This window comes from Agrobacterium sp. 5Ca39 (assembly GCF_055382365.1).
On sequence record NZ_AP026436.1, the window covers coordinates 1,836,024 to 1,858,500 of the forward strand.

Below are 22,477 nucleotides of genomic sequence, written 5' to 3' on the forward strand. Positions count from 1 at the left end.
ATAGGGACAACCCCGAGGATAAGTCGGAACTGTCTTGCCGCTCGCTCCCACCCCAGCGATGCTGCACCTCGAACTCCCAACTAAGACGACGCCGCACCCGTGTCCGGGGGCCGTTGGAGACGGGTGGCTGCAGCCCTGATTTTCGGCCACCAGCCCCGAACACGGGTAAGTATGGCGTGGCGGCCATTGCGCCAAAGGCTGATCGTATCGGCTGAGATGGCAGCACCGCTGAAGAGGTGACGGTGGTGGCTTATCGCCAGCACCCGGTACAGAAACAGTGTCGTCAGGGCCGAAAACAGGATGGACATCACCACATCGCTGAGGAAATGCCCGCCGGCCGCGATGCGAAGACCGGACATGAGAATGATTGCCCCGGCGGCAAGGGCACCAACTACCCATCGCCCATAGGGCCGCAGGCGCGGCCAGACAAGCACACAGAGAGGCAGGAAAAAACTCGCGATCAGCGCGGTTTCACCCGAAGAAAACGAACAGTTCGAATAGCATTGCGTGCTGAACTGAAAAGGTGGGGTGAAAAGCTGATGCCCGCCAAATTCGGTAACGCTGAACGGACGCGCGCGACCGATCATGGCCTTCAGCACGCCGTTGACCAGCAGCCCGGCACAGAGGATCACGGGACCACAAAGGAACGCCCAGACTCGCCAGCCGGTTCGCTGCGAAGTGCCGAGCCGGAGATTGCCGACGAGGACCAGGAAAGTCAGAAGCGCGGCGAGCTCGACACCTTCCCGCAACGTGTCGCGCAGCCATTCGGGAAACGGCTCCCGGCCAGGCCATGGCTGGCCCACCGGCGAGAAAAACAAGGCGGAAAAGCGCAGATCTATAGAGGGAAAGGTCGCAAACAGGATCACCAGCGCAAGCGCTGCGAACGTGACCCAGATGGTGATCCGCATATGCGAGACATCATTGTCCATTGGCGCTCTCCGGGATGCACTGTGGTGGCAGGCGCCACAGCCCGATTTCCCTGCCCTCGGCAAAGCCCGGGCCGGCGGTCCAGTGCGCCACCGGCTCCTCGCCTGCAAGACACGCCGGCAAGCCATCGGCACTTGCCAGAAACAGCGGATTTTTCGCTTCGCCCGGCTTCAATGGATAAAGAAGGGCATAATGGCTGGATGGCACGCCGGTTTCCGGAAGCGCACGCGTCAACATCTGTTTCTCGTCCCGCAACTGGTAAAAGAGCTCGGCCAATATCGAACGATCATTGGCGACAATTGCGTCCGCACCTGCTTCACGCGCCCGCGACAGGCCGGTCGATACCAGCTCGGAGCTTCCGAGATAACGTGCCATCGCCAGTTTACCGTTCGGCAGGCGCAGGCCCGTTCCCACTATCGTCATCAGCGGCAGCGCGATTGCGACGATGCCGCCGAGGACCAGTGTGGATACGATGAGCCAACGTCGCGATGCCAGGATCGGCACCGCCAGCAGTACGCCTGCCGCATAAGCTCCCACCGCCCAATTGGCGAGTGCCCGCGACATGAGACCCTGTGCCGTGATCAAAAGCACGATCGGTACGGAAAGAGCGACGAGTGCGCGTGCTTCACCGGTTTTTGCGCGGATTGTCGCAACAATCATACCGACGAAGACGTATGGCCCAACCACACCTGCCTGGGAAAAGAAGAATTCAAGCGCGGAGCCGATCTTGAGTTGGACACCGTGCCAGTTGGCATTGTCGGCGGTGTGGCGTGCCGTCATGAAATCATGGGCCGCATTCCACCACAGATTGGGCGCGATGACGGCAACGCAGACGAGCGCAGCAATGACCGCGTCACGCGGCCGGATCCGCCATGCTTCGCAAAGCCAGCTGGCGGCGATGAAGCACGGCAGAAAATAGATCATCGCATATTTCGACATCAGCCCGAGGCCGAAACAGAGACCCAGAGCGATGCTCCAACCCAACGCCGCCCTGCCCTCGCTGCGGGCGAGCGCAAGCTTGCGCACGGATATCATCGACAGCACGATGAACAGCATCATCGGCGTATCGGTCGAGATCAGCAGGCTGCCGAGCGTCACGGCTGGCAAGGTCAGATAGATCACTGCCGCAAGCGAGGCCAGCCTGACATCATAGATCATGCGGCCGAGCACAAAAATGGCCGCCGCCGCAACGCCATGCACGACGGGTGCGGCGAGCCGCACCTGAAACGTGCCCTCCCCGCCGCCCAGAATGGTGGCCGCGCGAATAAGCCAGCCGATGAGCGGTGGCTTGGAATAGGCGCCGAGCGCCATTTCGCGACCCCACAGCCAGTATTGCGCCTCATCGACAAAAAGGTCGGTGCGGTTGAAGGCGAGCCCGAGGACGCGCAGGGCAGTTACGAGGACAATCGCCGAAAACGCGAATGTCAGCCATTGGCGCTCAGCGCCTGCCCGCGCATAAGGCAGGGTCGCCGCCTCATGCATGCTGGCGGCGTTCTGCATGGATCAACCAGAGATTTCGAGCATAGATAAAGAGGCCGGATGCCTGCCCGATAACAAAGACCGGATCGCGCCGCCACAGTGCATAGGAGAGCAGCACCACACCGCCAAGAATCGAAAAATACCAGAAAGCCACCGGCATGACCGACCGGTTGGCCCGTTCCGATGAAATCCATTGAACCAGAAAACGCATGGTGAACAGCATCTGGCCCATGAAACCGGTCAAGACCCATACGAATTCTTCCCAGCTGTTCACATGCAGCATGGACCATAAAGCCGGTACGTTCACGGCAATGTCTCCGTTATGAAAGTTTCAGCCCAGCTTGACCGCTTGCGCCGGCGCAAAAGCCATGCGACGCCGATCAGGTCGTGGATGCCCACCAGCGCCCGGCCGATATTGGTATAATGGGAATTTCCATGCAGCCGCGCCCGGTGCGTGACGTCGACATGGGCGACCTGCCAGCCGTCACGATTGAACAGCGCCGGGAAGTAGCGGTGGTGATGGTCGAAATAGGGCAAAGCGAGGTAGGCGTCGCGGCGAAAGGCCTTGAGGCCGCAGCCGGTATCGCGCGTGCCATCCTTCAAAATTCGCGCCCGAAGCCCGTTGGCAAAGCGGGAGGAAAGGCGTTTTCCCAGCGTGTCGCGCCGGCCGACGCGCTGGCCGGCCACCAGCCCAAGCCGGCGCGGTGCATTGGTGGACAGAAGCGGTGCAAGAAGTGCCGGCAGATTGTCCGGCGGATTCTGGCCGTCGCCGTCCAGCATACATACGATAGGCGCGCGCGCCGCCTGCACTCCGCTGTGGATCGCAGCCGATTGACCGCCCTGGCGGTCGTGCCGCACCAGCCGCAACATGCTGTAACGGGCAGCGAGCTCCAGAACCGCTTCCGCCGTGCGGTCAGAAGAAGCGTCATCCACTACCACGATCTCGAAGCGGCCGACCGTCGCACAGGCGCTCACGATCTCTGCCACCAGCGTTTCAACGCTCGCTTCTTCATTGTGCATGGGCACCACAACGGCAAAATCCGGGGCAGATCGCAAATTGGCTCCGTCACATCCGTCTGCGCGGGTTCCGCAAACATCATCGATTGTGGCGAGAGAAGGAGCGTGAAAAGCTTGCATGAACATGAACAGCCGTTGATCTTCGCTGGATATGCGCCCGTTCTGTTGCAGTTTTATTACGTGGTGCCTATCCGCGCGGCTCTTCGATTTTTTCACGCCATGCGGGAAATTATCCTACAATTCCCTGTCCTTTAACGCGACCGTAAACAATTTTTGCAACGGTACGGCCACGTTTTTTGGGGGGAGGAAAACAGGATGCCGGGTGGAAATCCGACTGCTGTCAAAGCTAAATCATTGTCAATTAAAGCCAAATTTGCCGCGCTCGTTACCGGTGCGACACTGGTTTCCTGCCTGTCGGTGGGGCTGCTGTCCTACGAGATGGGTAAATCGGGGCTGATCGACGCCAGCAAGATCAGGCTCGAAACGGTTGCAGGCAACCAGTCCAAGCAGCTTGATGCCTATACGTTGCGCGTCGAACAAAGCATTTCCGAACTGTCGCAGAACGCCGCGGTGGCCCAGGCGCTCGAAACGATGACCACCGTTGTTCCAACGGAAAAGGACGCCATCATCCAGGCTTTCCGCCGAGAGGGCGTCTCCGAAGAGGAGCGCGCCTCCTTCAACGGCGAAGGGTTGCGGCTGCTCTACGCCATTCGTCATGCGACCATCAACGCCGCCATTGCCAGCGTCTGGCGTAATACCCGTGTCAGCGATATCTACGTGATCGACAAGAACGGCCTGATTATCTATTCCGTGACCAAGGGAAAGAACTTCCTGACCAATGTAACGGAACCGCAGAACGCCGCGATCAAGGAGCTGTTCGACCGCATCGAAGCCGGCAAGGACGGCGTCGTCAGCACCACGGGCTTCAGCGATGGCGAGAATAATTCGGCCATGATCGGCATGCCGCTCGCCGTCTCCAACTGGGGTCAGCTCCAGCGCAAGGGTGCCGTTATCATGCGCATCGCCGCCGATCGCATCGGCGCGGTGGTGACGCCCGAGGAAACCGGCAAGACCATCGATGACGCCGTTCTCCTGAGCGCCGACGGGAAACTCAGGGCTGGCGTCCTCTCGGGCGGTGCGGATGCTGCCGTTTCCGAAAGTCTCGCTGCCCTTTCCAACGTAAACGACGCCGGAACGGTCATGGCGCAGACACCTGCGGGCAATATCTTCTATGCCTATCGTCCGGTCGCCGTCTTCGGACAGAAACATCTTCTTGCCATCGGCCAGCAGGAAAGCAAGGTTCTCGCCGCTGCCAACGATCTCGCCTTCTGGGCAGCGGTCGCAACGCTGGCCGTACTTGCAATAATGACGCTGATCGGGATTTTCGTTTCCGCGAGCCTGACCAAGCCGTTGACCGGACTAGCCGGTCTTATGGAGCGCCTGAACGGCGGTGAAAACAACATCGAGATCAAGGCAGTTTCCCGTGGCGACGAGATCGGCACCATGGCGCGCGCGCTGGAATCCTTCCGCCAGGGCATTCTGGACAAGCAGCGGATGGAAGCCGAAGCCCACCGCAAGGGTGAAGAACTGGACGAGGAACGCGCCCAGCGCGAGATGGAGAAGGCAAGAAGCGCCAGGGAACTGGAAGAAGCCGTGGACGCGCTCGCCACCGGTCTTGCCAATCTCGCCGCCGGCAGGCTCGATCTTCGCATCGAAAAATCCTTCGTTCCGTCACTCGATCATCTGCGCATCGACTTCAACAACTCCATGGCAGGGCTGGAAGCGACGATCTCCAATATCGGCGGAAGCGCCAATGCCATCCGCTCCGGTTCCGGCGAGCTGAAAAGCGCCTCGGAAGACCTGTCGCGGCGCACAGAACGTCAGGCAGCAGCCCTCGAGGAGGCGGCAGCGGCGCTCGGAGACATGACGCAGGCTGTCAATCTGTCGCTGTCGCGCTGCAATGTCGCCGTCGCCGCTACGGCGGATACGATGCAGGATGCCCATAGATCCACGGCTGTCGTCAAAGAAGCGATCGTTGCCATGGAACGCATCGAGACCTCTTCGGCCAAAATTCGCCAGATCATCGATGTCATCGACCAGATTGCCTTCCAGACCAATCTTCTGGCGCTGAATGCCGGTGTTGAAGCAGCGCGCGCCGGCGAGGCCGGCAAGGGCTTTGCAGTTGTGGCGCAGGAAGTTCGCGAACTGGCCCAGAAATCGGCCGCCGCCGCCCGCGACATCACGCAGCTCATCGCCACCTCTGCGGGTGATGTGGAAAGCGGTGTGGCGCTGGTGCTGAAGACCGGTGAAAGCCTGGAACAGATCCAGAAACGCATCCAGTCGGTCAACGACCAGATCGGCGAAATCGCTACCGCGTCGCGCGAACAATCCGGCCGTCTCAGCGAGATCAATGCCTCCGTCAATGAACTCGACCACGTGACGCAGCAGAACGCCGCCATGGTGGAGGAGACAACGGCCGCCGCCTTCTCGCTCGCCAACGAGGCGGATGGCCTGACCGAACAGGTGGGGCAATTCTCCGTGGGCGATCCCCGCCGGCGAGACCAGCGTTACGCGGCATGATGCGCAACAAAAAGGGCCGGAGGCAAAACCTCCGGCCTTTTATTTTGCCTGAAAACCCGGTCCGGGCTCCCAGGGGCAGAAGCCCCTGGGAACACGCCGGCGACCTGGCACCACAGCCCCTCGCCGGCTTCCGGGGAGGACCTCAGAAGAAACCAACCTTGTTCGGGCTGTAGGACACGAGCAGGTTCTTGGTCTGCTGGTAGTGGTCGAGCATCATCTTGTGGGTCTCGCGACCGATGCCAGACTGCTTGTAGCCGCCGAAGGCCGCACCCGCCGGATAGACGTGATAGCAGTTCGTCCACACACGGCCCGCTTCGATGCCCCGCCCGGCGCGGTAGGCGATGTTCGTGTCACGGCTCCAGACGCCAGCGCCCAGCCCGTAAACCGTGTCATTGGCGATTTCGAGCGCCTCTTCCACCGTCTTGAAGGTCGTGACGGAGACAACGGGACCAAAGATTTCCTCCTGGAAAATCCGCATCTTGTTGTTGCCCTCAAAGACGGTCGGCTGAATGTAATAACCGTCCTTCAGATCACCTGTCAGCGTCTTGCGGTCGCCGCCGGTCAGAACCTTGGCACCTTCCTTCTTGCCGATCTCCAGATAGCTCATGATCTTGTCAAACTGTTCCTGCGAGGCCTGTGCGCCCAGCATGGTCGACGGATTGAGCGGATCGTCCTGGCTGATGGCTTGAACGCGCTTGATCGCTTTTTCCATGAAACGGTCATAGATCGATTCATGCACCAGAGCACGCGAGGGGCAGGTGCAGACCTCACCCTGGTTCAGCGCGAAGAAGGCAAAACCTTCCAGCGCCTTGTCGAGGAAGGCATCGTCCTCGTTCATCACGTCGGCAAAGAAGATGTTCGGCGACTTGCCGCCCAGTTCCAAGGTGATGTTGGTGACGTTGTCGGCGGCATAACGCATGATTTCCTTGCCGACCGAGGTGGAACCGGTAAAGGCGATCTTGGCGATGCGGTTGCTCTGCGCCAGCGGCTTGCCGGCTTCAAGGCCAGTACCATTGACGATGTTGAGGACGCCAGGCGGCAGAAGGTCTTCAATCAGCTCCATCACGATGAGAATGGAGGCGGGCGTCTGCTCGGCCGGCTTCAGCACCACGCAATTGCCTGCTGCAAGCGCCGGTGCGAGTTTCCACGCAGCCATCAGGATCGGGAAGTTCCATGGAATGATCTGGCCGACGACACCGAGCGGTTCATGGAAGTGATAGGCGACGGTATCGTTATCGATCTCGCCGATCGTGCCTTCCTGAGCGCGGATGCAGCCTGCGAAATAGCGGAAATGGTCGATGGCGAGCGGGATATCCGCATTGGTGGTTTCACGCAGCGGCTTGCCGTTATCCCAGGTTTCAGCCCGGGCGATGAGATCTAGATTGTCTTCAATGCGCTGGGCGATCTTGAGCAGGATGTTGGAGCGCTCGGTTATGCTCGTCTTGCCCCATTTGTCGCGGGCCTTGTGGGCCGCGTCGAGCGCAAACTCGATGTCGGCTGCATCCGAACGCGGCACTTCGCAGATCTTGTGGCCGGTCACCGGCGAGAGATTGTCCATGTAGCGGCCGGATTTCGGCTCCACCCACTTGCCGCCAATGTAATTGCCGTATTTCAGCTTGAAGGGCGCTTCGCCCGCTTTCTGCTGAACCTGAATATTCATGATTTCATCCTCCCTGATGAAAACGATCCTGAGCGGACCGCATGAAAGGAAGGTGGGCCCAGATGGCGCGGTTCGGTAGAGGGGCGACGCGGTTCCGCAGCGCACATTGTCTCACATCTGCGACAAAGCCGCGTTGATCCGGCGTGATCGGCCGGATCGCAACCACAAGAACGTCAATGAACGTCGAATTTCTTCATCTTGCGATGAAGCGTGGCCCGGCTGATGCCGAGCAAGGACGCGGCCTGCGTGACATTGCCGTTGGTGCGCGACAACACGCGCCGCAGCGCCGAACGCTCCGCTTCCGCGAGGTCGGAACCGCTGTCATGGCGCTGTTCCTGCAGGATATCCGCGGCCGGGAGACCCTGCGCGATGCCGGCATCGTCCAGCTTCAGCGCAAGACGAGCGGCGCGGGTCGCGCCGAGCACGAGATCGTCCTGATCCACGGCGAGCAGCGAAAGCGCCGCCCCGAACCCACTTGGCACGACGACGATGCGTGCCCCCGGAAAGGCACGGCGGAACAGATTGCCCTCGATGCGCTGCGCCGCGTCCTTCACCGCCTGGGTGACAAAAGAAAAGGTCATCTCGTTGATGTCGTCGCGGCAGGTGGAAATATCGAGCGCACCCGTCACCCGGCCGGTATGATCGCGAATGGGAGCCGTGGTGCAGCACAGTTCCGTATTCGACGTGAAGAAATGCTGGTCACGATAGACAACCACCGAACGCTCGTCGACGAGCGCGGTGCCTATGCCGTTTGTGCCAACGCTCTCTTCGCTCCAGACGGCGCCGGACCAAAGGCCGAGCGCCCGGAAATCGCGATCATCGCCGGACGCGCCTCGCCGCTCCAGCGCAACGCCCTGAGCATCGGTCAGGAGCAGGCAGCAGCCGGATCTCCCGACACTGTGGAAAATTCGGTCAAGTTCGTCGGTGCTTTCAGCAATCAGGCCAGCGGCACTTTCACGGGCGCGCCGAAACTCCGTCTCGCTGAGAAAGATCGGCTTGCGATTTTCTTCCGGTGCAAGACGGTGCTTGACCATGCAGCGACGCCACGAGGCGACAATCGGCGAACTTGCGGCTGCGGAACGGTGGCGTGCGGTTTCATACACGCGTTCCGCATGGGCGATGTCTGTCGGCATGCGCTCCTCCCAAAGCTTTTGGGCGATGGTGCGCTGGAAGCGTCGATGTTTCAACAAAAAACTTCGCGACCGGCATCGGAGGCGCAGCTGACGGTCAGACCGCCTTGAAGTAACGCCTGCCGGCAGTGACCTCCGGTTCGTCCTCAACGGACAGGAAGGTGTCATCCACGAGGCTGGCAATGGATGTCAGCGGACCGGGCTTGCCGAAAAAGAAGCCCTGCACCTGCAGGCAGCCTTCGCGGCGCAGGAACTCGACATGGGCCTTGGTCTCCACACCCTCCGCAAGCACGGGAATATTCAGGCTATGTGCCAGAATAAGCGTCGAACGCACGATCGCTTCGGACTGCACATTGGTCGACAGCCCGTCGATGAAGGCGCGGTCGATCTTGATCTTGTCGAAAGGGAAACTCTGCAGCGTCGAAAGCGAGGAATAGCCCGTGCCGTAATCATCCATCGCGATCTTGACGCCGAGCGCCTTGAGCTTGCGGATGGTGACAAGCGCATGGCGGTGATCGGCGATGATGCTGCCCTCGGTGATTTCCAGCTCGAGCCTTTCAGGCGCAAGGCCCGTTTCTGCCAGGATTTTTTCGACCTTGTCCGGGAACTCGTTATCCGCAAGCTGCTGCGGCGCCACATTCACCGCAATGGAAAGCGATTTTTTCCAGAGTGCCGCCTGCGCGCAGGCTTCTCTCAGAACCCACTCGCCGAGTTCGACGATGAACCCCGTCTGCTCCGCGATCGGGATGAATTCGGCGGGAGAAATCATGCCCCGATCGGGATGGTTCCAGCGCAAAAGCGCTTCGAAGCCGACGATACTGCCGCTTCTGGTGTCGTTCTGCTGCTGGTAATAAAGCTCGAACTCGTTATTGGCGAGGCCGCTGCGCATGGCGACGGCAAGCACATTGCGCTCGCGCGCGGCCTCATCCATCGATTTATCGTAAAAGCAGATCGTATCCGAACTGCCGCTTTTTGCCCGGTACATCGCGACATCCGCCTGCGCCATCAGCGTATCGGCATCGATGGAGCCGGTATTGCGGACCGAAATGCCCACACTCGCACCGACCGAAAATGTCTGCCCGTTCCATTCCACCGGCCTGCTGATCTGGTCGATCAGCCTCTGGGCGAATTCGGCGCCATCGGCGCGGGTATAATAGGAATTTGTCATCGCCACGAATTCATCACCGCCCATGCGCGCCAGAAATTCGCCGGCCTTCAGCACGGAACTCGCCCGGTCGGCGATGGTGCGAAGCACGGCGTCGCCCGCCGCATGGCCGTGAACGTCATTGATTTCCTTGAAACGGTTGAGATCGATGGAAAGAAGCGCGGTGTGTGCGCCCAACGAAATATGACGGGTGCGACGATTGAGATGTTCGATGAAGGCTGCCCGGTTGGGAATGCCGGTCAGCGGATCGTGCAGCGAAAGATGGCGATAGCGGGCGACTGCCTGCTGGGTGGACTGGGCGTCGATGACATAAGTGGAAAGCCCCAGTGCCAGCAGCAACAGCGTTACCGCAATGGCACCTCCGCCCATGATGGCCGGCGGCAGCAGATTTTCAGGAATGACGATGCGCGGGTCGAAGGCGAAAGACATGGAGGCCATGCCGGTATAATGCATCGACGCTATCGCCAGGATCAGAAACGCCACCGCGCTGTACTGGCAGAACCGGTTGACGGGCCGCGAGACCCGATTGACTGCAACGGCGCCCAGCACTGCCCCCAGCATGAGGGACGCGATGACATAGTTCTGATCCCAGAAAATCATGCCCTGAACATTGTAGGCCGCCATGCCGGTGTAGTGCATGGCTGCAATGCCGAGACCAAGGATGATCCCGCCGGCTTCCACCAGCACGCTGCGCCCGCCATAGGCAGAAATTCCGAAACCGGCAGTCGTTGTGGTAATCGCAATCAGAAGTGACAGCCCGGTCAGATACGGATCGTATCCCACGTCACCCGCGGCAACATAGCCCAGCATCGCCACGAAATGGGTGGTCCATATCGCCGCGCCGCCATTGACACCTGCCAGAAACAGCCAGTTGACCTTCTGCACCCCCGTCGCCAGACGTGCTTTCGAAAAAAGGCGCATCGACACGAAACTACCGAGCATGCAGACGAAAACCGCTGCGACGGTATATCGATAGTCGTGATCGATGGTAAGGCACTGGAGAACTTTGAGCATTGTCATCTACGCAGTTGGAATTTCGCGTAGCCTTATCATTCGCCAAGTTTTCGCCCGGTTTACATGAATGGATAAGCACATATTAAAAGTTGCAACATGCGAGTGAATTAGTACAACCTAATAAACCCGCAAGGCGTGCGATCGAAAAGCAGGCCTCTCTTGTCTTTGTCTCCCGTTTGTATTATAGCGCCCGCACCCGTGTAGACACCCTTGGAGGCAACGCGGGTGGGATGGCGCTTGCCGCCTCCCCAGTTCAGCGCCCGCGGGCATGAACTCTCCATATAACCTCGAAAGGAATTGCCATGAGCAAAGAATCGTATGAGCTCAAGGCCGAGGCGCGCGAACGAGTTGGTAAGGGGTCCTCTCGTGAACTTCGCCGCAACGGTTTGATTCCCGCTGTCATCTATGGTGACAAGCAGGCCCCCATTTCTATCGCCCTGTCCACCAACGAAGTCACCAAGCGTATCCACGCCGGCGGTTTCATGACGACGGTGGCGACGATCGACGTCGACGGCAAGAAGATCAAGGTTCTCCCGAAGGATTACCAGCTTGATCCGGTCCGCGACTTCACCATGCATGTCGACTTCCTGCGCGTTTCGGGCAACACGCTCGTCAACGTCGAAATTCCGGTTCACTTCGAAAACGAAGAAAAGTCGGACATCAAGATCGGCGGCGTTCTGAACATCGTTCGCCACACGGTGGAATTCCACTGCCCGGCCAACGACATTCCGGAAGCCATCACGGTTGACCTCTCCGGCCTGAAGATCGGCGACAGCGTTCACATCTCGAACGTCAAGCTGCCGAAGAACATCACGCCCGTTATCGCCGACCGTGACTTCACGATCGCAACGATCGTTGCCCCGGCAGCAGGCGTTGAAGAAGAAGCAACTGAAGAAGCTTCCGAGGAATAAAATCGGCGGCCGCAAGGCCGGACAGCTTTGAAGAACAAGGCCCGTTCCGTTTCCGGAACGGGCCTTTTAGTTTTTATGAACTTTAAAAACAGAAAGCTCGCTCCCCGCCAGCGATGCGGGCCCTGTTTCAGCGTCGATTAACACTTCCATGAAACGATACCCTTGCGCCCTCATGGAAACACCGGCGGGTCGAGAAATAGCGTGGGGAAAGGGCTCGGCCCGGAATCTGACGCATCTCTGTCCGAAAGGATGAAACACGGCGCAGCAAGTCTGGGGCAAAGGGTAGCTGCAATCGAACATGGCTCATTCCGTCGAAAGTCGCTTTATCGCGATTGTTTCCGGCGCACTTCTTACAGTGGTCGCCCCGCTCTTCACGCTTTTGCTGACACTTTCTTATAACGAGGCTATTCGCAGCCAGCGCAACCATATCGAAATTCTGCTGTCGACGAATACGCAGGCGCTGGCCCGCCCCCTGTGGGACCTCGATGACGACACGATAAACCAGATTACCGGAACCCTTGTCTCCGATCCCATGATCCGTATGGTCGAGGTCAAGGATACGTCCGGCCAGCTTGATGTCGTTCAGACCGCCGGCAGCGACATCATCCAGGATGCCGCCTCGACGACGCGCGAGGTCATCTACAAGACGACCAAGGGGCCCGTCACGGTCGGCCAATTGACGGTGTATTACGATGATGTCGGTCTTCTGACCTCCCTAAGCCGCACCGAACTGGCCTTTATCACGATTTTCATCCTCGCCATTCTCACCATGGTCCTTGCCGCCATTGCCGGTAACCGCTTCATGGTCATCCGTCCGCTGATGCGGCTGGCCGCGGCAATAGAAGCGACACGACGCCTCGGCTCCCGCCACCACGTCGACTGGCGGTCGAAAGACGAGATCGGCCGGCTGGCGAAAAGTTTCAACGAAATGCAGAGCCAGCTCGAAAAGGAAGAGCTGGAGATAAAGAACGCCCACGCCCGCAAGACGGAAATCTACAACCGCACGCCGGCCATGCTGTTTTCGCTGGACAGGCACGACAGGATCGCCGCCGTCAGCGACTACTGGGTGCAGGCGACCGGTTATGACCGCGCCAGAATACTCGGCCTGAATTTCGCCGACCTCATCCACCCCGATGACCGGACATTATTCCAGGAACGCAAGGCGGCGCATCAGGCGGCTGACACCCAACAGGCAGGCATCACCGTTCGCTTCCACTGCAGGGATGGCAGCGTCATGGATGCCCTCATCCTAGAAAAAGCCCTCGATTCCAGCGATACGGCCCATCACAGCACCTGCCTCTGCGTTATGACCGACGTGACCGAACTTCGGCAGTCGGAAAAACGTAATCGCCAGCAGGCCATTTCCGACCATCTGACCGGCCTCTTCAACCGTCAGGGCTTCGAGGCCATCCTCGACCTGCAGATTCGCGATGCGGACAGGAACGGCAGCGAACTCGCGTGCCTGTTCATAGATCTCGACCGGTTCAAGGCCATCAACGACAATCTCGGTCACGCCGCAGGCGACGCCGTTCTGCGCGAATTCACATTAAAACTGCAGCCGCTGCTGACACCGCTGGACAGCGCCTCGCGTCTGGGCGGAGACGAGTTCGCAATCCTGCTGGCCGGTGACAAGGTGGAAGAGCGCGCCCTGCAGTTCTGTGAGCGCATCTGCACCCTGCTGGACACTCCATTTGAAATCGAGAACAACAGCATCCGCCTCAGCGCCAGTATCGGTATGGCGGTCTACCCCCTTCACGCCGCGAGTGCCTCCGAGCTTCTGCAGAACGCCGACATGGCCATGTATACCCGCAAGCGGACAGGCAAGAACGGCTCCCAGGTCTTCGACAGCTCGATCATGGACAGGGCTCGCGAACATGCGGAACTGGAACGGGATATCGCGCAGGCGCTTTCCGAAGACTGGTTCGAGGCCTACTTTCAGCCAATTCAAAACATTGCAACCGGCCAGACAGCGGGTTTCGAGGCCTTGCTGCGCCTCAACCATCCGGATAAGGGGTTGCTTTCCCCTGCTGCCATCATCAGCCTTGCGGAAGAGAACGGGACCATTCACCGTATCGGCAACGTGATCCTTGATCAGTCGGTCGCCAATCTCGCCAGGCTGTCGCGCCTGCCGGGCATGGCGCAAACCTATGTGGCGGTGAATTTTTCGCCATTGCAGTTCGAACCGGGACTGCCGACACGCATTGCCGGACTGTTGCACCGGCACGGCATTCTTCCCGGGCGGCTGGTCATCGAAATCACCGAAGCGGTCATCATGAAGGACGATCCGCAGATCCGGGCGATCCTCACCGCCATCCATCAGCTGGGTTGCCGCATCGCGCTGGATGATTTCGGCACGGGTTACTCGTCGCTCAGCTATCTCAGCCGCTTTCCGGTCGATATTGTAAAAATCGACCAATCCTTCACCCGCTCGATCTGCGACGATACGGTGGAAATCCGGCAGCGCAACCGCATGCTCGTCGAAGGTATCGCAGCCATCTCGCACAAGATGAATTGCGTTGTCATCGCCGAGGGTGTCGAGACGGAGGAGCAGAAGCTGCTTCTGGCGGATATGGGTGCCGATTATGGCCAGGGTTACTTTTTCGCTCGCCCGCAGCGCGTCGAGCGGCTGATTGCCGCCTATGAGGCCGGGTCTGGACAAAGCCGCACAGCGGCGCGACAAGCCTGAGCCGCGGGGAGTAGTTATGGGATTGATCCGCTTTTGCCTGGTCTTTCTTGCTCTTGCCAATCCCGTCTGCGCGGCCAAGCTTTTCCTCACCACGGAAGTCTACCCGCCCTACAACCTGCAGGGCAGTGACGGCAGCGTACGCGGCGTCTATTTCGACCAGCTCAAGATCATTCTTGAGGACACCGGCACCAGCTACGAGGTCGCCGTCATGCCGTGGGCCCGGGCGATCGCCCTCGCCACAACACAGCCGATGCATTGTGCCTTCGCCACGGCGAGGACCGCCGAGCGGGAAAAGCTCTTCAAATGGGTCTCGCCAATCCATATCGATCGCAACATTCTCGTGGCGCGGCGCAAGGCGAATATCAATGTCGTGAGCCTCGAAGACGCCAAGAAATACCGGGTTGGAACCCAGCGCGGTGACTACACCGAAACCCTTCTGGAAACGCTCGGTTTTCCGCAGGTGGATGTCGGCGCGGATTTCGAGATCACGCTTCACAAGCTGACGGCCGGACGCATCGACCTTATGCCCATGTCGGAAAGCACCTTCAAAAGCCTGCCGGCGCACACTTTCAGGGAAGTGATAACGCTGTCGAGACAGCAGCTTGGGCTTGCCTGCAACAAGAGCGTGCCGGACGAGGTTATCGCGAAATTGCAGGCCCGTCTCGATGAGCTGATCGCCGACGGGACACAACAGCGGATCTTCGACCGTTACGATCTCATCAGGCCCTGAGCGTCGGCCGGCATTGCCGCACCCCCACAAAAAGATTGACAGCCAGCGGATTTCAGGGTGGTGACAACAGCATCATCAGGCACAACGCGGACATGCTTCATGAAGATCATCGCAGGACTTGGTAATCCCGGCACGCAATATGCCGGAAACCGGCACAATATCGGCTTCATGGCGGTGGATGCGTTACAGCGCCTGCCTTCGTTCGCGCCCTGGTCAAAGAAATTCAAGGCCGAGATTTCCGAAGGCGAGATCGCCGGAGAAAAGGTCCTGCTGATGAAACCGCAGACCTATATGAACCTGTCGGGCGAATCCGTGGGCGAAGCGATGCGCTTCTTCAAACTCACGCCGGCGGACATCATCGCCATCCATGACGAACTCGATCTTCCGGCCGGGCGCGTGCGCATCAAGACCGGCGGCGGTCACGGTGGCCATAACGGCCTGAAATCGCTCGACGCCCATTGCGGTAAGGATTACCGACGCCTGCGCCTCGGCATTGGGCATCCCGGTGACAAGGAGCGCGTGCACGGCCATGTGCTGGGCGATTTCGCCAAGGCCGACCGGGTCTGGCTGGAGCCGCTGCTGGATGCGATTGCCGACAACGCCGCCATGCTGGTGAAGGCGGAGGATTCCCAGCTGATGAACAGGCTGGCGCTGGCCACGGGCAGCAAGCCCGAAGCCGAGAAGCCGGCCAAGGCAGCCAAACCCGCCGCGCAGTCTCATATCCACCAGGCACGCAACAGCGCCCAGCCTAAAAAGCTGCCGGAGACCGGGCCGATGGCCGAGATGCTGAAACGGATGTTCGGCAAGAAGGATTAGATCGCGAATGTCTTCGAAGACCATCGCCCCGCGCGAAGCCGGAACCAGCGATCTGGCTGGATTGCTTGATCTCTACCGGGCGCTTAATCCATCCGACCCGGAAATGACGACGGAAGAAGCAAAGACGGCTTTTGCGGCCATGCTCGCCCAGCCGGGTCTGACCGTGTTTCTTGCGACCGAAGGCGAGGAAGCGGTCGCTACCGCCACGCTGCAGATTGTTCCAAATCTCACGCGCGCCGCCCGTCCTTATGCTCTTATCGAAAACGTGGTGACACTGGAAAACCGTCGCGGCCGCGGATATGGCCGCGCGGTCGTACGCCATGCCGTCGAGGCGGCTTTTGCGGCGAATTGTTACAAGGTGATGCTGCTGACAGGGCAACAACGCCCGGAGGTTCACGCCTTTTACGAAAGCTGCGGCTTCGTGCAGAACAAGACCGGTTTTCAGATCCGGCAGGATTGATGCTCACTCCTCCGGCTCGGTCGTGAACATCAGCGGAAATCCCGCTTCCTTGCCGAGATCGGTCGCCTCCTTGGCCTTCGTCTCGGCAATATCACGTTCGCAAACGACGACCACCGCGCTGCCGAAACGGTGCGCCGTCATCATCACCCGGTGGCCGGTCTCCTCGCTCATGCGGAACACGGCTTTCAGCACCACAGTCACGAACTCACGTGGCGTATAGTCGTCATTCAGCAGAATGACCTTGTAGAGCTTCGGCCGCTCCAGCTTTGGCTTGACCTTCGGTTTTGGTTTGAGATCGACAGGACTGTCGCTCATCATGGCCGCTCGTGCCTGCCGTTCATCGCGGTTGCTCATGGGAAAACCCCGTTGATGACGAAAGATTGATCGCTTGACCCGCTTATATTGCGCCGCACCCACGCCATCGGCAAGTCTGTCAGGAATTCCTCGCCTTTAAGAAGCCTTTGCCGGCCCAAATCGACCCGCGGGCTTGACCTTCCCCCGCCCTTTCCGCAAAAGGCTCCTCAACGAATTCTTTCAAACGGACAGGTTTCAAGCCATGGGCTTCAAATGCGGTATCGTTGGATTGCCGAATGTCGGCAAGTCCACTCTTTTTAACGCGCTGACGAAAACGGCCGCCGCACAGGCCGCCAACTATCCCTTCTGCACCATCGAACCGAATACCGGCGAAGTGGCGGTGCCCGATGCGCGCATGAAAATCCTTGCCGACATCGCCGGCTCGAAGGAAATCATCCCGACCCGCATCTCCTTCGTCGATATTGCCGGTCTGGTTCGCGGCGCATCGAAGGGCGAGGGTCTCGGCAACAAGTTCCTCGCCAACATTCGCGAAGTCGATGCCGTCGTACACGTGCTGCGCTGCTTTGAAGACGACGATATCACCCATGTCGAAGGCCGCATCAACCCGGTTGGCGATGCCGAAACGATCGAGACCGAGCTGATGCTCGCCGATCTCGAAAGCCTGGAACGCCGCGTCGAACAAACGCGTAAGCGCGCCACCAGCAAGGACAAGGAATCTCTCGCCCAACTGCCTGTCATGGAAGCCGTCATCGCGCTGCTCACCGACGGAAAGCCGGCACGCCTGCTTTTGAAGACACTGGCGGACGAGGAAATCGAAATCCTCAAAGGCCTCAACCTTCTGACATCGCACCCGGTGCTTTATGTCTGCAACGTCTCGGAAGCCGACGCATCGTCCGGCAACGAGCACACAGCAGCCGTCGCAGAAATGGCGAAGCAACAGGGTGCGGAATGCGTGATCATCTCGGCGGCGATCGAAGCCGAAGTCGCGCAGCTTCCAGCCGATGAAGCCGAAGAATTTCTCTCGGCCCTTGGTCTTAACGAGGCCGGCCTCGACCGGCTGATCCGTGCGGGATACCACCTGCTCGACCTCATCACCTATTTCACCGTCGGCCCCAAGGAAACACGCGCATGGACGATCGTGCGCGGCACCAAAGCACCCGCCGCCGCCGGCGTCATCCACAGCGATTTCGAACGCGGCTTCATCCGCGCCTTCACCATCGGCTTTGACGATTACGTTACCTACAAGGGCGAAGTCGGCGCCAAGGAAGCTGGCAAGGGACGCGACGAAGGCAAGGAATATGTGGTTCAGGACGGCGACGTCATCCACTTCCGCTTTAATACCTGATGCGATCTGAACGGGCTTGCTTCTTTTATGGGGCGGGCCTAGCCGCTTGTTTCTTCTCCCCGACCGGGGAGAAGATTGCCCCTAGGGTCGGATGAAGGGCAACGATGCCGCAGCTCGCTAGCTTCGCCCGCTCATCCCGCTGCCGCGACCTTCTCCGCGGCGGGGGAAGATGCAAGACGCATCCGCTCGCTCCATAGCGCCTTCCCGCTCCGATATTGCGCCACCGATTTGACCTTTACGTAAAGGGAAAAATCCTCTTAGATGCGACGGTATTGACTGTGCGAAGGGAGGAAACCATGGCGCCGGTCGCGACCTATGCTTACGAGGATTTCACGGTAGGGCGGGAGTTTCCGCTTGGACCGCAACCGATCTCCGCAGGGCAGATCATTGCTTTCGCCAGCGAATTCGATCCGCAACCCATGCATCTTTCCGAAGAAGCAGGCCGCCAGAGCATTCTTGGTGGGCTTGCAGCTTCCGGCTGGCACACCTGCAGTCTGCTGATGCGAATGATGGCGGACAGCTATATCTCGGATTCGACGTCGCAGGGTAGCCCCGGCATCGACTACGTCGATTGGAAGAAGCCGGTTCTGGCAGGAGATACGCTTTCTGGGAAATCCATCGTGCTGGAGCAGCGCCCTTCGGCTTCGCGCCCCGGTATCGGCCTCGTGAAATTTCGCCACGAGCTTTATAACCAGCGCGACGTTCTGGTGTCGGACGGCGAAAACACCGTGATGTTCCTGATGCGCGGCAATGGAGGTATTGCGGCATGAGACTGGCAGAACTCTCCCCGATCGGCGAACGAGTGACCCTCGATACGCTGCATTTTTCGGCCGAAGACATTATTCGCTTCGCCCGCGATTTCGATCCGCAGCCATTTCATCTTGATGCCGAAGCCGCAAAGAACAGCGTTTTCGGCGCACTTTGCGCATCTGGATGGCACACTGGTGCAGGCTGGATGAAGTGTTTTCTCTCGTACTGGGCCAAAGAGGTTAAAAGACTGAAGCTTGAGGGCCTTGAACCGCCAAAACTCGGCCCTTCACCGGGCTTTCGCGAACTTAAATGGAAAAAGCCGGTCTTCGCGGGAGACGATGTCACCTACTTCGTCACCCTGCTCGATACCCGGGCGCTGGAATCCCGGGCCGGTATCTGGCTGAACACCACATTTAACGAAGGGGTCAACCAGTCGGGAGAGACCGTCCTGACTTTCCAGAGCGGGGTTCTGGAATTCGAATAATCGAGCGTCGGGGCATGTCATTGCGACCTGCCCCACCCGCCGCTCAATGACCGGAAAATTCCACCAGAGTCCGTACCTCGACACCGAGGTCCTCGAGTTTCTTGCGGCCGCCGAGATCAGGCAGATCGATGACGAAGCAGGCGGAGACGATCTCCGCGCCCATCTGGCGCAAAAGCTTGACCGCGCCCTCGGCAGTCCCGCCGGTCGCAATAAGGTCATCGACCAGAATGACCTTTTCACCCGGCTGCACCGCATCAACATGCATTTCCATTTCATCGACGCCGTATTCCAGGCTATAGGCAACCCTTACAGTGGCATGCGGGAGCTTGCCCTTCTTACGGATCGGCACGAAGCCGGCCGAAAGCTGATGCGCCACCGCGCCGCCCAGAATGAAGCCGCGCGCTTCCATGCCCGCGATCTTGTCGATCTTCGTTCCCGCATAAGGTTGTACGAGTTCGTCCACGGCGCGGCGGAATGCGCGGGGATTGCCAAGCAACGTGGTGATGTCCCTGAAGATGATGCCCGGCTTCGGATAGTCGGGAATGGAACGGATGGCAGCGGAAAGCTCCGAAGCGATAACGGTCATGGTATTTCCAGTTAAAAATGGGAAATGGATGGTTCGGGCCACCCTATCAACTTGACGGCGGCGCACCAACTAAAAAGGACCGGCGCAACCTTCGGCCAACGCCGATTGGTATGGAGCATCGCAAATCCGCATCTTGTGAACGACAACCAGGTCAATGCCAGACTTCAAATAAAAAGGCCCCCATGGAGACCATGGGGGCCGATGACTGCCGGCACCGAAGTGCCGATCAATGTTCCTTGTTGGCGTAGACCGATTTCTTGGTGAGATAGATCAGCGCGGTGAAGATGAACAGGAACACCATGACCATGAAGCCGGTGCGCTTGCGCTCTTCCAGATGCGGTTCTGCAGCCCACATCAGGAAGGCGGCCACATCCTTGGAATATTGGTCCACGGTCTGCGGTGCGCCATCGTCGTAAGTCACCTGATCGGCGCTGATCGGCGGCGCCATCTTCAACGCGACCGCGCTGACGAAATACGGATTGAAATGTGTGCCTTCGGCCACTTCAACACCAGCCGGCGGGTCCTGATATCCGGTCAGCAGCGCATGGATGTAATCCGGGCCGCCCTCCTGATAACCGCCGACGATCGGGATCATGTCGATGATGAATTGCGGGAAACCACGCTCCACGCCGCGCGCCTTGGCAAGCAGCGACATGTCTGGCGGTGCGGCGCCACCATTGGCGGCAGCAGCCGCCTCATGGTTCGGGAATGGCGACGGGAAATGATCTGACGGCACGGCCTTGCGATTATACATTTCGCCGTCGGCATTCGGACCGTCCTGCACTTCATATTCAGCGGCGAAAGCCTTTACCTGCTCTTCCGAATAGCCAAGATCCTCCAGCGTACGGAAAGAGACAAGGCTCATGGAATGGCAGGCCGAGCAGACTTCCTTGTAGACCTTGAGACCACGCTGCAGCTGGCCCTTGTCATATTTGCCGAAAGGACCGGCAAATGACCAGCTCTGCTCCTCGGGCTTGATCACCGGGAAGTGGCCCCCGGCAATCGCATGTTCCGTCTTGGTGGCGAGGTCATGGCTCTCCTCCGCCGCCGAGGCGACGGTGAAGGAACAGCCGATGGCGGCGAAAAGCGCGATGCTCGTTACAAGCTTCTTCATTGTCGTCATCCTTCCTTCGCGCTCAGATTTCGGCAGCCGCAGGCGCGGCACCCGACTTGGCGGCGTTCTTTTCGAGAACGGCCTCGGTAATCGAATTCGGAATACGCCGGGGCGTTTCGACCAGACCGAGGATCGGCATGATGACGAGGAAGAAACCGAAGTAATAAAGCGTGCCGATCTGCGACATGATGACGTAGGTGCCTTCCGCCGGGCGCGAACCCAGCCAGCCGAGCATGATGGCATTCACCACGAATAGCCAGAAGAACATCTTGTACCAGGGACGATAGACGGCGGAGCGAACCTTCGACGTATCGAGCCAGGGCAGGAAGAACAGCACGACGATTGCGCCGAACATCACGAGAACGCCACCCAGCTTGGAATCGATGACCCAGATGTTGAAGGTGATGGCGCGCAGCATGGCGTAGAACGGCAGGAAGTACCATTCCGGAACGATATGCGCCGGGGTCTTCAAGGGATCTGCCATGATGTAGTTATCAGGGTGGCCAAGGAAGTTCGGCATGTAGAAGACGAACCAGGCATAACCGATCAGGAACACGGAAACACCGAGCGCATCCTTCAGCGTCGCATAGGGCGTGAAGGGAACGGTGTCGGTCTTGCTCTTCACTTCGACGCCGGTAGGATTGGTCTGGCCGGTGACGTGCAGCGCCCAGATATGCAGGATAACGACGCCCGCAATCATGAACGGCAGCAGATAGTGAAGCGCAAAGAAGCGGTTCAGCGTCGGCTGATCCACGGCAAAGCCGCCGAGCAGGAACTGCTGGATCCATTCGCCGATGGCAGGAAACGCCGTGAAGAAGCCGGTGATGACGGTCGCTCCCCAGAAGGACATCTGGCCCCAGGGCAGAACATAGCCCATGAAGCCCGTCGCCATCATCAGCAGGAAGATGACGCAGCCAAGAATCCAGAGGATTTCACGCGGCGCCTTGTAGGAGCCGTAATAGAGGCCACGGGCGATGTGCAGGTAAACCGCGATAAAGAAGAACGACGCGCCGTTGGCATGCATGTAGCGCAGCAGCCAGCCGTGGTTGACGTCGCGCATGATCTTTTCGACGGAATTGAAGGCAACCGTCGTTTCGGCCGCATAATGCATGGCCAGCACGACGCCGGTGAGGATCTGCACGATCAGCATGACGGATAGCATCGCGCCGAAAGTGTAGGCGTAGTTCAAATTACGCGGGACAGGATAGGCAACGAAGCTGTCATAGATCATGCGCGGCAAGGGAAGCCGCGAATCGATCCACCTCTCGATGCCGGTAGACGGCTGATAACTGGAATGACCACTCATGA

General features: G+C 59.3%; 20 protein-coding genes. 9 read left to right on the forward strand and 11 right to left on the reverse strand.

Features of this window, described 5'->3' with window-relative positions:
* Window positions 1-80: 80 nt before the first annotated feature.
* From ACZ47E_RS09200 to ACZ47E_RS09215, 4 genes are read right to left on the reverse strand one after another with little or no spacing between them, the layout of a single operon-like run.
* A complete protein-coding gene (locus ACZ47E_RS09200; protein WP_278066917.1) occupies window positions 81-929 on the reverse strand; it encodes a phosphatase PAP2 family protein in 849 nt (282 codons plus the stop codon).
* Complete coding sequence (locus ACZ47E_RS09205; RefSeq protein WP_278066918.1) at window positions 919-2,427, reverse strand: ArnT family glycosyltransferase; 1,509 nt, start codon at window positions 2,425-2,427, stop codon at window positions 919-921. Before ACZ47E_RS09205 ends, ACZ47E_RS09200 begins: the two co-directional genes overlap by 11 nt.
* Window positions 2,402-2,689, reverse strand: a complete 288-nt coding sequence (locus ACZ47E_RS09210) for a lipid-A-disaccharide synthase N-terminal domain-containing protein (RefSeq protein WP_278067472.1) — start codon at window positions 2,687-2,689, stop codon at window positions 2,402-2,404. Before ACZ47E_RS09210 ends, ACZ47E_RS09205 begins: the two co-directional genes overlap by 26 nt.
* A gap of 20 nt (window positions 2,690-2,709) precedes the next feature.
* Window positions 2,710-3,549 (reverse strand): glycosyltransferase family 2 protein, encoded by an 840-nt coding sequence (locus ACZ47E_RS09215; RefSeq protein WP_278066919.1) that lies wholly within the window; start codon window positions 3,547-3,549, stop codon window positions 2,710-2,712.
* 189 nt (window positions 3,550-3,738) lie between these two features.
* On the opposite strand from ACZ47E_RS09215, the gene ACZ47E_RS09220 reads away from it, so the two are divergent.
* Window positions 3,739-6,003 carry a methyl-accepting chemotaxis protein gene (locus ACZ47E_RS09220; protein ID WP_045532019.1) on the forward strand — a complete coding sequence of 755 codons (2,265 nt, stop codon included), beginning with the start codon at window positions 3,739-3,741 and terminating at the stop codon, window positions 6,001-6,003.
* A 142-nt stretch (window positions 6,004-6,145) separates the two neighbouring features.
* Here the strand turns inward: ACZ47E_RS09220 and adh are convergent, their stop codons facing one another.
* From adh to ACZ47E_RS09235, 3 genes are all read right to left on the reverse strand, one after another.
* On the reverse strand, window positions 6,146-7,663 hold the full coding sequence (adh, locus tag ACZ47E_RS09225) for an aldehyde dehydrogenase (RefSeq protein WP_004442948.1): 1,518 nt from the start codon (window positions 7,661-7,663) through the stop codon (window positions 6,146-6,148).
* Window positions 7,664-7,836: 173 nt separating this feature from the next.
* On the reverse strand, window positions 7,837-8,796 hold the full coding sequence (locus tag ACZ47E_RS09230) for a helix-turn-helix domain-containing protein (protein ID WP_278066921.1): 960 nt from the start codon (window positions 8,794-8,796) through the stop codon (window positions 7,837-7,839).
* A gap of 94 nt (window positions 8,797-8,890) precedes the next feature.
* Window positions 8,891-10,972: a putative bifunctional diguanylate cyclase/phosphodiesterase gene (locus ACZ47E_RS09235; protein ID WP_278066922.1), complete on the reverse strand. Its 2,082-nt coding sequence runs from the start codon at window positions 10,970-10,972 to the stop codon at window positions 8,891-8,893.
* Between the two features lie 302 nt (window positions 10,973-11,274).
* Here ACZ47E_RS09235 and ACZ47E_RS09240 point away from each other — a divergent pair, with 302 nt between their 5' ends.
* From ACZ47E_RS09240 to ACZ47E_RS09260, 5 genes are all read left to right on the forward strand, one after another.
* On the forward strand, window positions 11,275-11,883 hold the full coding sequence (locus ACZ47E_RS09240; protein WP_004442950.1) for a 50S ribosomal protein L25/general stress protein Ctc: 609 nt from the start codon (window positions 11,275-11,277) through the stop codon (window positions 11,881-11,883).
* 298 nt (window positions 11,884-12,181) lie between these two features.
* Window positions 12,182-14,569 (forward strand): EAL domain-containing protein, encoded by a 2,388-nt coding sequence (locus tag ACZ47E_RS09245; RefSeq protein WP_278066923.1) that lies wholly within the window; start codon window positions 12,182-12,184, stop codon window positions 14,567-14,569.
* 16 nt (window positions 14,570-14,585) lie between these two features.
* On the forward strand, window positions 14,586-15,299 hold the full coding sequence (locus ACZ47E_RS09250) for a substrate-binding periplasmic protein (RefSeq protein WP_048902733.1): 714 nt from the start codon (window positions 14,586-14,588) through the stop codon (window positions 15,297-15,299).
* 99 nt (window positions 15,300-15,398) lie between these two features.
* A complete protein-coding gene (pth, locus tag ACZ47E_RS09255) occupies window positions 15,399-16,115 on the forward strand; it encodes an aminoacyl-tRNA hydrolase (RefSeq protein WP_045532026.1) in 717 nt (238 codons plus the stop codon).
* Window positions 16,116-16,122: 7 nt separating this feature from the next.
* Complete coding sequence (locus ACZ47E_RS09260) at window positions 16,123-16,575, forward strand: GNAT family N-acetyltransferase (protein WP_004442955.1); 453 nt, start codon at window positions 16,123-16,125, stop codon at window positions 16,573-16,575.
* A gap of 3 nt (window positions 16,576-16,578) precedes the next feature.
* Here ACZ47E_RS09260 and clpS read toward each other — a convergent pair whose 3' ends face one another.
* The gene (gene clpS / locus ACZ47E_RS09265; protein WP_035260429.1) at window positions 16,579-16,890 is read right to left on the reverse strand and encodes an ATP-dependent Clp protease adapter ClpS; all 312 of its coding nucleotides are present in this window, start codon (window positions 16,888-16,890) and stop codon (window positions 16,579-16,581) included.
* Between the two features lie 241 nt (window positions 16,891-17,131).
* On the opposite strand from clpS, the gene ychF reads away from it, so the two are divergent.
* The 3 genes from ychF (at window position 17,132) to ACZ47E_RS09280 (ending at window position 19,469) form a co-directional block, all read left to right on the forward strand.
* Entirely contained in the window at window positions 17,132-18,235 is a 1,104-nt protein-coding gene (ychF, locus tag ACZ47E_RS09270; protein WP_004442957.1) for a redox-regulated ATPase YchF, read from the forward strand.
* A gap of 296 nt (window positions 18,236-18,531) precedes the next feature.
* Window positions 18,532-19,005, forward strand: coding sequence for a MaoC family dehydratase (locus ACZ47E_RS09275; protein WP_022556693.1), 474 nt, complete (start codon window positions 18,532-18,534; stop codon window positions 19,003-19,005).
* Entirely contained in the window at window positions 19,002-19,469 is a 468-nt protein-coding gene (locus ACZ47E_RS09280) for a MaoC family dehydratase (protein WP_004442959.1), read from the forward strand. The genes ACZ47E_RS09275 and ACZ47E_RS09280 overlap by 4 nt, the downstream gene beginning before the upstream one ends.
* 43 nt (window positions 19,470-19,512) lie before the next feature.
* Here the strand turns inward: ACZ47E_RS09280 and ACZ47E_RS09285 are convergent, their stop codons facing one another.
* The 3 genes from ACZ47E_RS09285 to ACZ47E_RS09295 all read right to left on the reverse strand — a co-directional run bounded on the left by ACZ47E_RS09285 (window position 19,513) and on the right by ACZ47E_RS09295 (window position 22,475).
* A complete protein-coding gene (locus ACZ47E_RS09285) occupies window positions 19,513-20,055 on the reverse strand; it encodes an adenine phosphoribosyltransferase (RefSeq protein ID WP_004442960.1) in 543 nt (180 codons plus the stop codon).
* A 226-nt stretch (window positions 20,056-20,281) separates the two neighbouring features.
* A complete protein-coding gene (locus tag ACZ47E_RS09290) occupies window positions 20,282-21,169 on the reverse strand; it encodes a cytochrome c1 (RefSeq protein WP_004442961.1) in 888 nt (295 codons plus the stop codon).
* Between the two features lie 22 nt (window positions 21,170-21,191).
* Entirely contained in the window at window positions 21,192-22,475 is a 1,284-nt protein-coding gene (locus ACZ47E_RS09295) for a cytochrome b (protein WP_004442963.1), read from the reverse strand.
* Window positions 22,476-22,477: the final 2 nt, after the last annotated feature.